General features: G+C 70.3%; 14 protein-coding genes. 8 read left to right on the top strand and 6 right to left on the bottom strand.

The window, feature by feature from the left end; genetic code table 11:
* The first annotated feature begins 31 nt into the window (after positions 1-31).
* The 4 genes from ACWGKJ_RS07990 to ACWGKJ_RS08005 are packed head-to-tail and all read left to right on the top strand — an operon-like array spanning position 32 to position 3,922.
* Positions 32-226, top strand: a complete 195-nt coding sequence (locus ACWGKJ_RS07990; RefSeq protein ID WP_385019413.1) for a ferredoxin — start codon at positions 32-34, stop codon at positions 224-226.
* Entirely contained in the window at positions 223-1,428 is a 1,206-nt protein-coding gene (locus tag ACWGKJ_RS07995; RefSeq protein WP_385019411.1) for an NAD(P)/FAD-dependent oxidoreductase, read from the top strand. Before ACWGKJ_RS07990 ends, ACWGKJ_RS07995 begins: the two co-directional genes overlap by 4 nt.
* Complete coding sequence (locus ACWGKJ_RS08000; RefSeq protein ID WP_385019409.1) at positions 1,425-2,711, top strand: NAD(P)-binding domain-containing protein; 1,287 nt, start codon at positions 1,425-1,427, stop codon at positions 2,709-2,711. Before ACWGKJ_RS07995 ends, ACWGKJ_RS08000 begins: the two co-directional genes overlap by 4 nt.
* Complete coding sequence (locus ACWGKJ_RS08005; RefSeq protein WP_385019407.1) at positions 2,708-3,922, top strand: cytochrome P450; 1,215 nt, start codon at positions 2,708-2,710, stop codon at positions 3,920-3,922. Before ACWGKJ_RS08000 ends, ACWGKJ_RS08005 begins: the two co-directional genes overlap by 4 nt.
* A gap of 237 nt (positions 3,923-4,159) precedes the next feature.
* Here ACWGKJ_RS08005 and ACWGKJ_RS08010 read toward each other — a convergent pair whose 3' ends face one another.
* On the bottom strand, positions 4,160-4,750 hold the full coding sequence (locus ACWGKJ_RS08010; RefSeq protein ID WP_385019405.1) for a Uma2 family endonuclease: 591 nt from the start codon (positions 4,748-4,750) through the stop codon (positions 4,160-4,162).
* Between the two features lie 56 nt (positions 4,751-4,806).
* Positions 4,807-5,628: a hypothetical protein gene (locus ACWGKJ_RS08015; RefSeq protein ID WP_385019403.1), complete on the bottom strand. Its 822-nt coding sequence runs from the start codon at positions 5,626-5,628 to the stop codon at positions 4,807-4,809.
* Between the two features lie 372 nt (positions 5,629-6,000).
* Here ACWGKJ_RS08015 and ACWGKJ_RS08020 point away from each other — a divergent pair, with 372 nt between their 5' ends.
* Positions 6,001-6,345 carry a hypothetical protein gene (locus ACWGKJ_RS08020; RefSeq protein ID WP_385019401.1) on the top strand — a complete coding sequence of 115 codons (345 nt, stop codon included), beginning with the start codon at positions 6,001-6,003 and terminating at the stop codon, positions 6,343-6,345.
* Between the two features lie 199 nt (positions 6,346-6,544).
* Here ACWGKJ_RS08020 and ACWGKJ_RS08025 read toward each other — a convergent pair whose 3' ends face one another.
* The gene (locus ACWGKJ_RS08025) at positions 6,545-7,105 is read right to left on the bottom strand and encodes a TetR/AcrR family transcriptional regulator (RefSeq protein ID WP_385019399.1); all 561 of its coding nucleotides are present in this window, start codon (positions 7,103-7,105) and stop codon (positions 6,545-6,547) included.
* Positions 7,106-7,345: 240 nt separating this feature from the next.
* On the opposite strand from ACWGKJ_RS08025, the gene ACWGKJ_RS08030 reads away from it, so the two are divergent.
* The 3 genes from ACWGKJ_RS08030 to arsB all read left to right on the top strand — a co-directional run bounded on the left by ACWGKJ_RS08030 (position 7,346) and on the right by arsB (position 10,547).
* A complete protein-coding gene (locus ACWGKJ_RS08030) occupies positions 7,346-8,779 on the top strand; it encodes an MFS transporter (protein ID WP_385019397.1) in 1,434 nt (477 codons plus the stop codon).
* 116 nt (positions 8,780-8,895) lie between these two features.
* Complete coding sequence (locus ACWGKJ_RS08035; protein WP_385019395.1) at positions 8,896-9,393, top strand: ArsR/SmtB family transcription factor; 498 nt, start codon at positions 8,896-8,898, stop codon at positions 9,391-9,393.
* On the top strand, positions 9,390-10,547 hold the full coding sequence (gene arsB, locus ACWGKJ_RS08040; RefSeq protein ID WP_385019393.1) for an ACR3 family arsenite efflux transporter: 1,158 nt from the start codon (positions 9,390-9,392) through the stop codon (positions 10,545-10,547). Before ACWGKJ_RS08035 ends, arsB begins: the two co-directional genes overlap by 4 nt.
* Here the strand turns inward: arsB and ACWGKJ_RS08045 are convergent.
* The 3 genes from ACWGKJ_RS08045 to ACWGKJ_RS08055 form a co-directional block, all read right to left on the bottom strand.
* Positions 10,532-10,867 carry a helix-turn-helix domain-containing protein gene (locus tag ACWGKJ_RS08045; protein WP_385019391.1) on the bottom strand — a complete coding sequence of 112 codons (336 nt, stop codon included), beginning with the start codon at positions 10,865-10,867 and terminating at the stop codon, positions 10,532-10,534. The genes arsB and ACWGKJ_RS08045 overlap by 16 nt on opposite strands.
* Complete coding sequence (locus ACWGKJ_RS08050; RefSeq protein WP_385019388.1) at positions 10,864-11,250, bottom strand: type II toxin-antitoxin system RelE/ParE family toxin; 387 nt, start codon at positions 11,248-11,250, stop codon at positions 10,864-10,866. Before ACWGKJ_RS08050 ends, ACWGKJ_RS08045 begins: the two co-directional genes overlap by 4 nt.
* A gap of 153 nt (positions 11,251-11,403) precedes the next feature.
* Positions 11,404-13,071 (bottom strand): PTS transporter subunit EIIC, encoded by a 1,668-nt coding sequence (locus ACWGKJ_RS08055; RefSeq protein WP_385019386.1) that lies wholly within the window; start codon positions 13,069-13,071, stop codon positions 11,404-11,406.

Here is a 13,071-nt window from a genome sequence, read left to right on the forward strand (position 1 = left end):
CTGGTGAGGGGCTTGACCGAGGTGGCTTCCCATGAACATCTCCATCGACTTCGACAAGTGTTGCGGCGCCGGCCAGTGCGTCCTGGCCGCGCCGGACGTCTTCGACCAGCGGGACGACGACGGCGTCGTGGTCCTGCTCGACCCCCACCCGCCGGCCGGGCAGGAGGAGAACGTCCATCAGGCCGCCGCACTCTGCCCGGCTGCCGTGATCAAGGTGGAGCAGTGACCACCCCGGGCCCCTCCCGGGTCGCTGTCGTCGGCGCCTCGGCGGCCGGCCTGAGCGTGGTGGAGGGACTGCGCCGCGAGGGCTACGCCGGACCGATCACGTGGATCGGTGAGGAGGTGCATCTCCCCTACGACCGGCCGCCGCTGTCCAAGCAGTTGCTGTCCGGCGGGTGGGAGACCGGCCGTCTGCGGCTGCGCGGCCCGGACGCCGTCGAAGCACTCGGGGTGGACCTGCGTCTGGGGTCGCCGGCCGTCGCGCTGGACACCAGGGAACGCCGGATCGCCACGGCCGACGGCGGCCAGGCCGACTACGAGGCACTGGTGGTGGCCACCGGCACGCGGGCCCGGCGTCTGCCAGGATCAGAGGGCGTGGCCGGTGTGCACACCCTGCGCACTGTGGAGGACGCTCTCGCCCTGCGCGCGGCCCTGGCGGGCACGCCGCATCTGGTGGTGGTCGGCGGTGGCTTCGTCGGAGCCGAGGCCGCGGCCGTGGCCCGCGGCCTGGGCTGCGAGGTCACCCTCGTCACCGACACCGCACAGCCCTTGGGCGACGTGCTCGGAGACGAGCTGGGTTCCATGCTCCGTGCGGTCCACACCGAGCACGGCGTACACATCGAGACCGGCGCCCTGGTCGGTCAGGTCCTCACCGACGGGGGACGGGCCGGCGGGGTGCGGTTGGCCGACGGTCGCACCATCGCCGCCGACGCCGTCCTGGTCGGCATCGGCGCTCAGCCCAATGTGGAGTGGCTTTCCGGCAGCGGCGTCCCTGTCGGCAACGGTGTGGAGTGCGACGCCACGCTGTACGCCGGTTCCGGTGTGTGGGCCGCGGGCGACGTCGCTTCCTGGCTGCACCCGCGCACCCATGAGCCGATTCGTATCGAGCACCGCACGAACGCCGCCGAGCAGGGCCTGACCGTCGCCCGCAACATCCTGGCCGGCCCGGAACATGCGCGGCCCTTCGACTCGGTGCCCTATGTCTGGTCCGACCAGTACGACCTGAAGATCCAGATCTACGGCCGCACCCGAGGGGCCGACGAGGTACGGATCGTCGAAGGCGGTCTCACCGACCGCAGGCTGATCGCTCTCTACGCGAAGAGGGGCCGGGTCTGCGCGGCGGTCGGCGTCAACATGGTGCGCGCCCTGCGCGGTTACCGGACGCAGGTCGCCGATGCGGCCGTTTTCGAAGTGGGGAGCGCGGCATGACGGACGAGCTTCGGGCCGGTGTGGTCGGCCTGGGAATGATCGGCGGCGGGGTCGCCGTCAGCCTGGCCCGGCGAGGACGCACCCCAGCGGTCCACGACATCCGCCCGGACGCCTCGTCGCACCTGGCGGGCGTCCCGGCACCGCTCGGCTCGCCTGCCGAGGTGGCGCGGAGCAGCGACGTGGTGATGGTCGCCGTCGTCAACGCCGACCAGGCCCGCGAGGTCATCGGCGGCAAGGACGGCCTGCTGTCGGCTGCCCGTCCGGGATTGGTGATCGTCCTGCAGGCCACGGTGGCGCTGCCGGTCGTCCACGAGTTGGCCGCCCTCTGCGACGAGCGGAACGTGGGCTTCCTGGACTGCGGAGTCACCCCCGGCGACAGGGCCGCCGAGAACGGCATGGTCGCCATCGTCGGCGGCGACGAAGCGACCGTGGACGCGGCGCGGCCGGTGCTTGAGGGCTGGGCGAAGAAGGTCGTGCACTGTGGACCGCTGGGCGCCGGCATGGCCACCAAGATCGCCCGCAACGTCGTCACGTACGGCAGTTGGCGCACCGTCCACGAGGCGTCCGCCCTGGCCCGAGCCGCCGGCGTGAACCCCGACCGGCTCGCCGAGGTCATCGACACCTCCGACCCCGAAGGCCATACCCTCCTCCAACTCCTGCGTTTCCAGGACCCCGAAGGACTGCTCCCCGAGGCCGTCGGCCGGCAGGTCGAGCCACTGATGGCCAAGGACCTCGCCGCCGCCCGCGACCTCGCCGCCGCCCTGGGGCTCGACGTTCCCCTCATCGAGGCCACCCGGGCGGGCATGCGCCAGACCCTGCAACTGGAAGAGGAGCCCCGTGCCGGCGACTCACCGGACGAGCCGGGGGCGGCAGCCCCCGAGGAAGCAGCCGAGGACAGCCAGGAGAGTCTGCACCGGTCCGGCCTGGAGATGATGGACGCCGTCTACGGCCCCGGCTTCAGCGCCCGGATCCCGGCCGAGCCCAGCGGAGACCCGTTCACCGACCAGACCACCAGCTACCTCTTCGCCCAGGTCTGGTCCCGCCCCGGGCTGTCCGTACGCGACCGCCGACTGCTCACCCTCGGCGTCGCCGCCACGGTCGGCCGCCCCGAACTCATCCAGATCATCGCCCGCGGCGGACTGATCAACGACGAGTTGACCCCCGAGCAGCTGCGGGAAGCGGCGCTCCACCTGGCCGCCTACACCGGCTGGTGCAAAGCCACCGCCGCCCACGCGGGCATCACCGCAGCCATCAACGACCACACCCAGCAGGAGACCACGTGACCGACAACCTCGTCCGCCAGCCCGTCACCCGCGCACCCCACCGCCCCCTGGACCCGCCGGCGGAGTACACCCAGCTGCGCGAGGACCAGCCCATCCTCAACGTCCGCTTCCCCAACGGCACCACAGGTTGGCTGGCCACCCGCTTCGAGGAAGCCAGCCAGGTCTTCAGCGACCCCCGACTCAGCGCCCGCCGACCGCGCCACGACACCCCCGAGGGCGAGGTCGACGAAGCCGGCGAGAGCGCGCCCTTCGACCCGGTCTTCGTGATGATGGACGAGCCCGACCACAGCGTCTACCGGCGACTGCTCACCGCCCGCTTCACCCCCAAGGCCGTGCAGAACAAGCTCCAGCCCTACATCGACCGAGTGGTCGACGAGCACCTGGACGCCATCGCCGCGGGCCCCGAGACCTTCGACTTCGTCGAGGCCATGGCCCTGCCCGTCCCGTGCCTGGTCATCTGCGAACTCCTCGGCGTCCCCTACGAGGACCGCGACGGCTTCCACCACGCCACCATGGCCATGATGGACGTGGCCAGGACCCGGGAAGAGCGCGACGCGGGTGGTCACTGGCTGATCGACTACATCACCAAACTGGTCGCCGAGAAGCGCCGCACCGGCGCCACCGACGGCATCCTCGCCGAACTGATCGGCAAGGCCGAGGGCGACGACGCCGTCCTGACCGAGAAGCAGCTCATCGGCATCGGTGTCCTGCTGCTGTTCGCCGGACACGACACCACCGCAGCCATGATGGGTCTGTCCACCCTCACCCTCCTCACCCACGACGAGCAGCGCGACGACCTCATCCAGCACCCGGAGAAGATCGGTACCGCGGTCGAGGAGCTGATGCGCTACCTGACCATCGTCCAGTTCGGACTCGGCCGCGTCGCCAAGGAAGACCTGGAAATCGCCGGCGCCAAGATCAAGAAGGGCGACCTGGTCGTAGCCGCCATGAACGCCGCCAACCGCGACCCCCGCGCCTTCCAGAACCCCGATGCCCTCGACATCGACCGCAGAATGACCCGCCACATCGCCTTCGGCTACGGCGTCCACCAGTGCCTGGGCCAGAACGTCGCCCGCGCCGAACTCAAGACGGTACTGCCCAAACTCTTCCGGCGCTTCCCCAACCTGCGCCTGGCCGCCCCGATCGCAGAGGTCCCCATGGACTTCACCGGCACCAACTACGGCGTCCGCAGGCTCATGGTCACCCGCTGAAGCAGCCTACGGGACAGTCCTTGAGGGAGGCGTACTCCGCCACGAGGCGTGCGCCCGCTCGTCGAGCGCGTCGCGATCCTGCGGAACTGCTTGAGCCAGCGAAACAGCGTCCGACTGCGATGCGGGCCTTGCAGAGATCACGGTCGAAGGTCGGCGGGCGGTCACCCGCCTGTGACGGCGACGGCCGGGGGCGGGTCCTGGCCGTCGCCGGTCAGATGGTGCCCGCCGCGGGACCGGTCAGGCCACGTACTCCTTGAGTTTCCCGGTCTCCAGAGTGATCGAGACGGGGGCGGGCAGCGTGACCGTGGTGCCGTAGGCGTGAGAGGTACGGGTCCGGTACTCGCCCCGGTCCGGTTCGCTGTAGACGACCAGATCCTGCGCGTCCCGGTCGACGAGAAGGTAGACGGGAATGCCGGCGGCCGCGTAACCGTCGCGCTTCTCCACGAGGTCACGGAGATCTGTGTCGGCGTCGTGCGAGGTGACTTCCACGGCCATGAGGATGCCGTTGGGCAGCGCCCACTCCCCTTGGCCGGCGAAGTGTCCGGTGGGTGCCAGCGCACCGTCCAGCCGCGCCCGCCCCCGCCGGTAGGACTCGACCTTGAGTCCCTGCTCGGGATACAGGCCCAGTTCAGGCCGCTGCTGCATGCACTGGCGCAGCAGCCACATGATGATTTCTCCGTGGTCGCCGTCGGGCACGGGCTTGACCTCAAGCTTTCCGTTGATGAATTCCAGTGCCACGGTCTCGGGAGCGTGGCGGGCCAGCTCCTCGAAGTCCTCGACGGACATCTGGGCGTGGTCCTGGGCGTGATCAGCGGTGCTGGGGGTCATGGCGTCGCCTCCTCCCCTCCATCGTGCCCTGTTCCGGGGCCGAGTGAGCTGAATGGTCATCTGCGGGTCCTCTCGGGTGGACGGGTCAGCGCCGCCCGCGCCTCGGCGGCGCGGGAACGGACGTGATCAGGGGGCAGCGCGGCCGGACGGCGTACGGCCACACCCCGGCACTCCGCGCACTCACCGCCCGGCAGCGCATCCGGCCGCCCCGGCGCCCCGCACTTTCCGCACTCCAGGACGCGCAGAGCCGGGCGCGGGACGGGCGGGGGCTGCGGGGCGCGCTCGGGCGGCAGCTTGTCGGTGAGCCGCCTGTGTACGAGAGCGGAGGCGCGGTGTACGGGGGTGGGCAGCCCGGAGGTCAGGGCGTGCAGCATCTCCGGCTCGGTGGCGCCACGGTCGAACCACGTGGCGGCCAGCGGCTCAAGCGCCGCGCAGTCCGCCGCCGAAAGGGTCAGCGAGGGCGCGGTGCGGCCGAGTGCGGCCAGCAGGATGAACGCCCTTGACCGGGAGGGCCGTTGTCGTGGCGGTGAATCCTCCGGCACGTCACCCGCGGTGAAGGCGGCCCACCAGGCGTCGTCGCGGGCGGTGCGGGAGAACCACGTACGCGTCACCCACCGGGCACTGTCCGCCCCGATCAGGTGCTCGCTGCCCCGGCGCAGATGCCCGGCGCGCTGGAGGGCGTTGAGCGCGGTGCGCAGGGCGCACTGACCGTACGGGAGGACCTTCGCGAGCGTCTTGACCGAGATGTCCGACCCGTCCGGCAGCCGGTCGACATACGCGGCGATGGACGCTTCGCGGGGCGGCAGATGTGCGAAATCCGTTGCACTGTGCGGGCGTTGCCCGGGCGCGGAGCGCTTTCCGTATCCCGGATTGGCCATCGGGTGAGGCGGGGTGTGCGGCGGGGTGTGCGGCGTGCGGAGGGCAGGATTAAGGTGGCTGTCAGCCATGGATCGCTCGATTCGATCTGGTTGGTCAGGCCCCGGAGCCGGTGTTGGCGCACCGACCGGGGCCGTTCACGTTCTGTGAGCAGCACGCTAGAGCCTGACGACCGTCCGTCGCAAGTCGGTCACGAAAAGTCAACCAGGCGCGCGGGGAGGGTGGTTGGGTGGGTATCAACCCCTCCTCCCCATCACTGTGAAGAGGGCTCGGAGCACGGGGCTTGAGCCCCGGGGCGGGGCCGGGGCAGGCTGAGATCAGTGAGCCGTGCCGGCTTCGAGTGCCGTGGCTGCGGTGGAAGGGTGGCGGTGTCCATGACGGCCCAAACGCCGGCCGAGCAGGCTCTGGCCCGCTCTTACACGACCGGTGAGGGGAAAGTCAGGTTCAACGTCACTGGTCTTTCGGTTGACCACCGACCGGACAGAAGTGTGACGTTGACGTACTGGCTCACTGTCGGAAGGAAAGGGCTCTCGGACGAGCATTGGGAATTCACTCTTCCCTGGGACGACAAGTCATTTCTGGATGTGCTTACCTCGCCCGCCCCGGACCCCGAACGGCTTCAGCAACTCGTGCACATAGTGCGTACATTGCTGGAGGAGTGGTGGGACACCAAGGGGTACAACCGGAAGTCGGCGAAGATGGGGCGCCGGTGTCCCTGAGCGACTGTCCGGGGGAGGCCGAGTTGCGTGTCCCCGCGAGTTCACGTGCCCCGGCCCCCAGCGCCTCAGTCATCGCCCTCGCCGTATGCCGCTCGGTATGCCGCAGCGATCTTCTGCCGCATCGCCCCGCGGCTGTGGGGTGGGGGTTGAGGCCGAGGCCAAGGGGGCCCCGCAGCCTAAGAGAGGGCCCCCGGGGCGGTCATGTCACCAGGGGCAGGAAGACCGTGTCGACGATCTCCTCCAGTACGTGGTCGGGCACCGGGGCGAATGTCGTGAGGACTTCGTGGCGCAGCAGGTCGAAGGGGAGTGACTTGATGCGTTCGGTGAGGAGTTCCGGCCTGACCTCGCCGCGTGCGACGGCGCGTTCGAAGAGCAGGTCGCCCCGGCCCTCGCGCCCCGCGGCGATGAGGTCGCCGGGGCTGGCGCCGGTTCCCTGGTAGTAGCCGGCCAGATGCACGCTCATGACGGTGATGAGCTGGACCCGGGTGGCGTTGATGTTCCGCATGAGGGTGAGGACGTCCTCCCGCAGGCTTCCCGTGTCCGGGATGTCGAGGCGGGCCTGCTTGAGGGTGTGGACGATGGTTGCCGAGACGAGTTCGTCGCGGTCGGACCAGCGGCGGTAGAGCACCGGGGGGCTGGTGCCCGCGCGCTGGACGACGGCGTCCATGGTGAATCTGGCGTAGCCGTTCTCGGTGAGCTCCTCCCAGGCCGCGTCGAGGAGTGCCTTCTCCAGTGCCGGTCCGCGGCGCCGCTCGGGCATCCGCACCTCCCTTGAACGGATCCTTCCCGGATCTCTTCTAGATAGACTTGCCTATCTTATTCTGGCGCCCTACTCTGACGGCCGTAAGATACGACTCTATATCTTAGGTGGCTGTTCGTGAGAACTTCCCATGGACCCGGACCCGGACCCGGACCCGCGCCCGCGGCCCACGGCACCTCCGGCCCGTCGCGCCCGCCCCGGTCGTCCGGGCCGCCCCGTCCGACCCGGTCGCCGGGCTCGTTGCGCGAGGCGTGGGTGGCGCTGGCCGGGCTGTCGGCCGTGTTCCTGTTCGAGATGCTGGACAACTCGATCCTGAACGTCGCACTGCCCACGATCGGCCACGAGCTGCACGCGTCGACGGTCGGGCTCCAGTGGGTGACAGGTGCGTACGGGGTCGTGTTCGGCGGGCTGATGCTGGCCTTCGGCGCGATGGCCGACCGGTTCGGCCGGCGCCGGATCATGCTCATCGGCCTGGTACTGCTCGGCGTCGCGAGCCTCGCCACCGCCTTCGTCACCACCGCTGAGCAACTGATCGCCGTCCGCGCGGGGATGGGCGTAGCGGCGGCGATGACGACGCCGGGGTCGATGGCGCTGGCCTTCCGGCTGTTCGACGAGGACAGCCTGCGCATCCGGGCGACGACCCTGATCTCGACCGTGGGCCTGGTCGGTCTCGCGATCGGCCCGACCGTCGGCGGCTTCGTGCTGACGATCGCCCCGTGGCAGGTGCTGCTGCTGGTCAACGTACCGATCGCGGTACTCGCCCTCATCGGCGTACGGGCGGGTATCGCAGCGGACGAAGCCGCTGACCTCAATCGCGCCCCGCTGGACATCCCCGGCGCGGTGCTGGGCACGGCCACGATCGTGGCGGCGCTCCTCGCGCCCACCCTGTTCGTGAACGAGGGCGCCGGCTCGTGGGAGCCATGGGCGGCCACCGCCGCGGCCGTGGCGGCGGCGGTGCTCTTCTTCCTCCGCGAGCGCACGGCACGCCATCCGCTCCTCGACCTGAGGCTCGTGGCCCACCCCCTCGTTTCGAGCGGCCTCGCCCACAAGGCCGCAGCCGGTCTCGCGACCGCCGGGCTCGGTTACCTGGTGACGCTGCAACTCCAGCTCGACTGGGGGTGGTCGCCCGGCCTCGCCGCAGTCGGGATGCTGCCGCAGGTCGTGGTCCTGGTCGCGGGCGGCGCGTTCGTCAACCCGTTCGTGCAACGGGTCGGCCTCGACCGGGCCGCCTGGCTCAGCGCTTCGGCGGTCGTGTCCGGGCTCGCCGTCTACAGCCTGCTGGGCAGTTTCGGTTACGTGGCGGTGGCGGTCGCCCTCGTCCTGGTGGCGGCCGGGCTGCGGGTGGTCGGCGTCGTCGCGGGGGTCACTGTGCTCCGCGGCCTGCCCAAGAACCGGACCACGGTCGGCGCGGCCCTCACCGACACCGCGACCGAGGTCACATCGGGTATCGGCATCGCTGTCAGCGGCACCCTGCTCGCCGCGGTGTTCAGCGGCAACATCACCGCGAGGCACTGGAGCACACAACAGACCACCGAATTCCACGAGGCGGTCACCACCGCCGGCCTGGTGCTCACCGCTGTGGCCGCGGCACTCGTCGGCTGGGCGGTCCTGCGCACCCGGAGGGCCGCGGCCGGGCGGGCGGGCGCGACTGCCGGGGAGGCGGTCGGCGAGTAGGTCACGGTGTGGGGCGTGGCCCGGGGTGCGGCCCGGGGCGTGATCCGAGGTTGAACTCTCCAAGGCCGCGTCTTGCAAGGTTGCGGAGTTGTATCGAGGCCCATCAATATAGAAGGATGTCGAAACAAGAGGCCGCGAACGCCGGGCAGGACGGCGCTGCCGACGGATGCTGCCCCACACTGCTGACCGCCTCGCTGGACGAGCACCAGGCCGCCGATCTGGCGAAGGTGTTCAAGGCGCTGGGGGATCCGGTACGGCTGCGGCTGCTGTCGATGATCGCCTCGCGTGCGGGCGGTGAGGTCTGCGTCTGTGATCTCACCCCGGCCTTCGAGCTGTCCCAGCCGACCATCTCCCACCACCTGAAACTGCTGCGCGAGGCCGGGCTCATCGACTCCGAGCGCCGGGGGACGTGGGTGTACTACCGGCCGCTGCCGGACATGACCGACCGTCTGGCCGCGATCCTTGCCCGCCCCACCGGGCGACAGCCGCTCACCGGGACCGTGCCCGCCGGAACCGTGCCCGCAGGCACCGCATCCACCGGGACCGCTCCCACCGGGGCCACGCCCGCCGGGACCGCACCCACCGGCACCGCATCCACCGGGGCCGCCTCGTGAGCGCGGAGGCGACCAGTACGGCCGGGTCCGCGGGGCCGGTGGCCGCGCGGCTCTCGTTCCTCGACCGCTTCCTCGCGGTGTGGATCCTGCTCGCGATGGCCGCCGGACTCGGTCTCGGCCGCGCGGTTCCGGGACTCGGCTCGGCCCTGGCCGGGATCACGGTCACCGGCGTTTCGCTGCCCATCGCCCTGGGCCTGCTCGTGATGATGTACCCGGTGCTGGCGAAGGTCCGCTACGACCGCCTCGACACGGTCACCCGCGACCGCCGGCTGCTGATCCCGTCCCTGGTCCTGAACTGGATCGTCGGACCGGCCCTGATGTTCGCGCTGGCCTGGATCTTCCTGCCCGACCTGCCCGAGTACCGGACCGGTCTGATCGTCGTCGGGCTGGCCCGCTGTATCGCCATGGTCATCATCTGGAACGACCTGGCCTGCGGCGACCGGGAGGCCGCAGCGGTCCTGGTCGCGCTGAACTCGGTGTTCCAGGTGGTCGCCTTCAGCCTCCTGGGCTGGTTCTATCTCTCCGTACTGCCGGGTCGGCTCGGTCTGGAACAGACCGGGCTGAACGTCTCGGTCTGGGACATCGCCCGCTCGGTCCTGATCTTCCTCGGTATCCCGCTGCTGGCCGGATTCCTCACCCGCCGCATCGGCGAGAGGGCCAAGGGGCGGGCCTGGTACGAGTCCAGGCTGATCCCGCGCCTCGGTCCCTTCGCGCTGTACGGGCTGCTGTTCACGATCGTCGTACTTTTCGCGCTCCAGGGCGCCACCATCACCTCCCGGCCGCTCGACGTCGTACGGATCGCCCTGCCCCTGCTGGTGTACTTCGCCGTGATGTGGGCCGGATCCATGCTGCTGGGGCGCGCGGTCGGCCTGAGCCACCCGAAGGCCACGACCCTGGCCTTCACCGCGGCGGGCAACAACTTCGAACTGGCCATCGCGGTCGCCATCGCGACATTCGGCGCGACATCGGGCCAGGCGCTGGCCGGGGTCGTGGGCCCGCTGATCGAAGTACCGGCCCTGATCGGCCTGGTCTACGTCGCCCTGGCCGCCCGGCGTTTCTTCCCGGGTTCCGCGCTGTCGCAGGCCGGGACGGCCGCCTCACCGGAGGATTCCGCACCCGGACCGGCGGAGTGCGAGTCTCACGCCGCCGGGTGAGCGACGAACACGACCTCCTCGTGGTCCTCGTCCAGCGCGATGTTCAGCGAGGCGTCGAGCGCGCGGGCGAGCCGTTGGAGCAGGGGCAGTGTCGGTACGGCGTCGGCGCCTTCGACGCGGGAGATCTTGGCCTGGGTGAGGCCGGAGCGATCGGCGACTTCCGCCTGGGACAGGCCGAGTTCCCGGCGCCGGTCGTACGTGGCCTTGGCGAAGGCCATCGCGAGCCGGATCTCGGCCCGGTCGGCTGCGGCCTCCGGTGACTCGACGTATCCCTCGGTGAGTTCCCGTTCCTGGGCGAGTTTCCATCGAGCGTGATTCATGAGGTGTCTCCCTTCTCATTTTTCTCGCCGCGCGTGTACGCCCGGTGGGCCGGGCTGTGTTCACCCTCGCAGGTGTTACGAGCGGCCACGGCGCGGAGGACTTGTTCCTTTTCGTGTATCCGTGTCTTGCGGAAGACTGTGAGGAGCACGATCCGGCGCCCGGGCGCGAACCAGTAGGTGATTCTCGTGGCCTGCCCGTCGAGCGTGGGGCGCAGTTCGTAAACGCCGTTGCATAGCGGTCGGGCGAAGGGCATGGGAGTCCGGACGCCCATGGTGGCGAGCAGCTCCGCGTACTCCTCCACCTTTCGGTGGTGCTTGATGGGAACGAGCTCCAGCCATCTGCGTACCTCCGGCTCCATTTCGATCACATGCAGATCCATCATGCGGTCGACCGTATTATGTCGCCAACGACATAATACGTATGTGATGTGGTCTTGACTCGTTCCAGCGAGTATTAATAGCCGTCGTTGACGGCCATGGATGGCGGGGGCGACCTTGGAACCGTCTCCCCGCCATCCATCACCGTCCCCGCCGGTTCAGGCCGTGCTCGGTGCCTCCTCCGGGGCCGCCGTTGTTGTTCCGGGGGCCGCCGGAGCCGCCGCCGTCGCCACCGCCTCTTCCGCCTCGACGTTGAACTCCGCGAGCAGCGCCCTGCTGAAGCCGAAGAAGTACGTCGCCGTGAAGCCCACCACGTAACCGGCCAGCAGTCCGCCCGCGTAGACAGCGATCGACGTGGTCAGGGGGTGGTCGCCCTTGAGCAGGGGGAACAGGGCCCAGCCCGAGGGGCCGATCGCCGTGGAACCGACCGTGGTGCCCAGCTGGTTGAAGAGGCCGACGAAGCCGCCGCCGAACGCGCCGCCCACGCACGCGGTGATGAACGGGCGGCCCAGCGGGAGCGAGACGCCGTAGATCAGCGGTTCGCCGACGCCCAGGAAGCCCGCCGGGAGCGCCGACTTGATGGTTCTGCGGATCGACGGGTTCTTCGGGAGGCGCAGATAGACCGCGAGGGCCGCACCGACCTGGCCCGCGCCCGCCATGGCCAGGATGGGGAGCAGCACGGTGTACCCCTGCTGCTGGATCAGCGTGGTGTGGATCGGGATCAGCGCCTGGTGCAGCCCGAGCATCACCAGTGGGAGGAAGAGACCGCCGAGGACGAAGCCCGCGCCCGCGCCGCCGTGCGCCAGCAGCCAGGTGGCGAAGGTGCCGATGGCTGATGACACCTGCCCTGCCACGTACATCAGGCCGAAAAGCGTGACCAGGCCGGAGACCAGCACCGTGAGGGTGGGGGTGAGGAGGACGTCCAGGGACTGGGGCATCCAGCGTCTGCACCACTTCTCGACGTACACCGCCAGCACGGCCGCGCCCAGAGCGCCCAGGACACCGCCCTGGCCGGGGGAGAGTTTCTCGCCGAACGCGGTCACGCCGGTCACGCCCGCGTAGACGGTGATCGCCGCGACCGCACCGCCCAGGATGGGCGTCCCGCCGAACTCCTTCGCCGTGTTGTAGCCGACGAAGACCGCGATCAGCGCCATGAAGCCGGACGCGATGGCGGCGAGCGCCGGGGTGACGCCGGGCAGCCAGCCGGCGTTGATCAGCAGGCCGTTGATGCCGGCGATGATGCCGCAGCCGATGAGGGCGGGGATCAGCGGAATGAAGATGTTCGCGATCTTCCGCAGGAAGAGCTTGAACGGTGTCGCGTTCTTCGCCTTCCGCGCCTCCCTGATGGCCGCGCCCTGGGCGGCCAGCTCCCCGGCGGTGGCCGTGGCCGCGTTCGCGGGGGTGGCGGCTCCCGTCGTGGGCGCTCCGGTGGGGTGCCCGGTTGGGGGTGCGCCGTTCGATCCCGGTGCGGTTGGGGGTGCGCCGTTCGATCCCGGTGCGGTCGGGGGCACGCCGTCCGGCTCCGCCCCCGCCGCCCGGCCCTCCGCCACCAGTGCCTCGAACTCCGGCGTGACCCGGGCGACCGTGCCGGGCCCCAGCACGATCTGGTACGTGTCGTCGTCGACCACACCCATGACGGCGGGCAGCGCCCTCAGCGCCTCCTCCCGTACGAGCGACCGGTCGGCGAGGCCGAGCCGCAGCCGGGTCATGCAGTGGACGACGGAGGTGACGTTCCGCGCGCCGCCCACGAGCGGCAGGATCGCGGCTGCGACGGCGCGGTTCCTGCCGTCGGCGTTCTTGTCTTCTGGAGTACGGGGAGTGCTCAT

This window comes from Streptomyces sp. NPDC054757 (assembly GCF_053612185.1).

Coding starts and splice junctions, on each gene's coding strand:
- ACWGKJ_RS07990 (WP_385019413.1), top strand. CDS start 32: ATGAACATCTCCATCGACTTCGACAAGTGTTGCGGCGCCGGCCAGTGC.
- ACWGKJ_RS08000 (WP_385019409.1), top strand. CDS start 1,425: ATGACGGACGAGCTTCGGGCCGGTGTGGTCGGCCTGGGAATGATCGGC.
- ACWGKJ_RS08010 (WP_385019405.1), bottom strand. CDS start 4,750: ATGACCCCCAGCACCGCTGATCACGCCCAGGACCACGCCCAGATGTCC.
- ACWGKJ_RS08015 (WP_385019403.1), bottom strand. CDS start 5,628: ATGGCCAATCCGGGATACGGAAAGCGCTCCGCGCCCGGGCAACGCCCG.
- ACWGKJ_RS08020 (WP_385019401.1), top strand. CDS start 6,001: ATGACGGCCCAAACGCCGGCCGAGCAGGCTCTGGCCCGCTCTTACACG.
- ACWGKJ_RS08025 (WP_385019399.1), bottom strand. CDS start 7,105: ATGCCCGAGCGGCGCCGCGGACCGGCACTGGAGAAGGCACTCCTCGAC.
- ACWGKJ_RS08035 (WP_385019395.1), top strand. CDS start 8,896: ATGTCGAAACAAGAGGCCGCGAACGCCGGGCAGGACGGCGCTGCCGAC.
- ACWGKJ_RS08045 (WP_385019391.1), bottom strand. CDS start 10,867: ATGAATCACGCTCGATGGAAACTCGCCCAGGAACGGGAACTCACCGAG.
- ACWGKJ_RS08050 (WP_385019388.1), bottom strand. CDS start 11,250: ATGATGGATCTGCATGTGATCGAAATGGAGCCGGAGGTACGCAGATGG.
- ACWGKJ_RS08055 (WP_385019386.1), bottom strand. CDS start 13,071: ATGAGCACTCCCCGTACTCCAGAAGACAAGAACGCCGACGGCAGGAAC.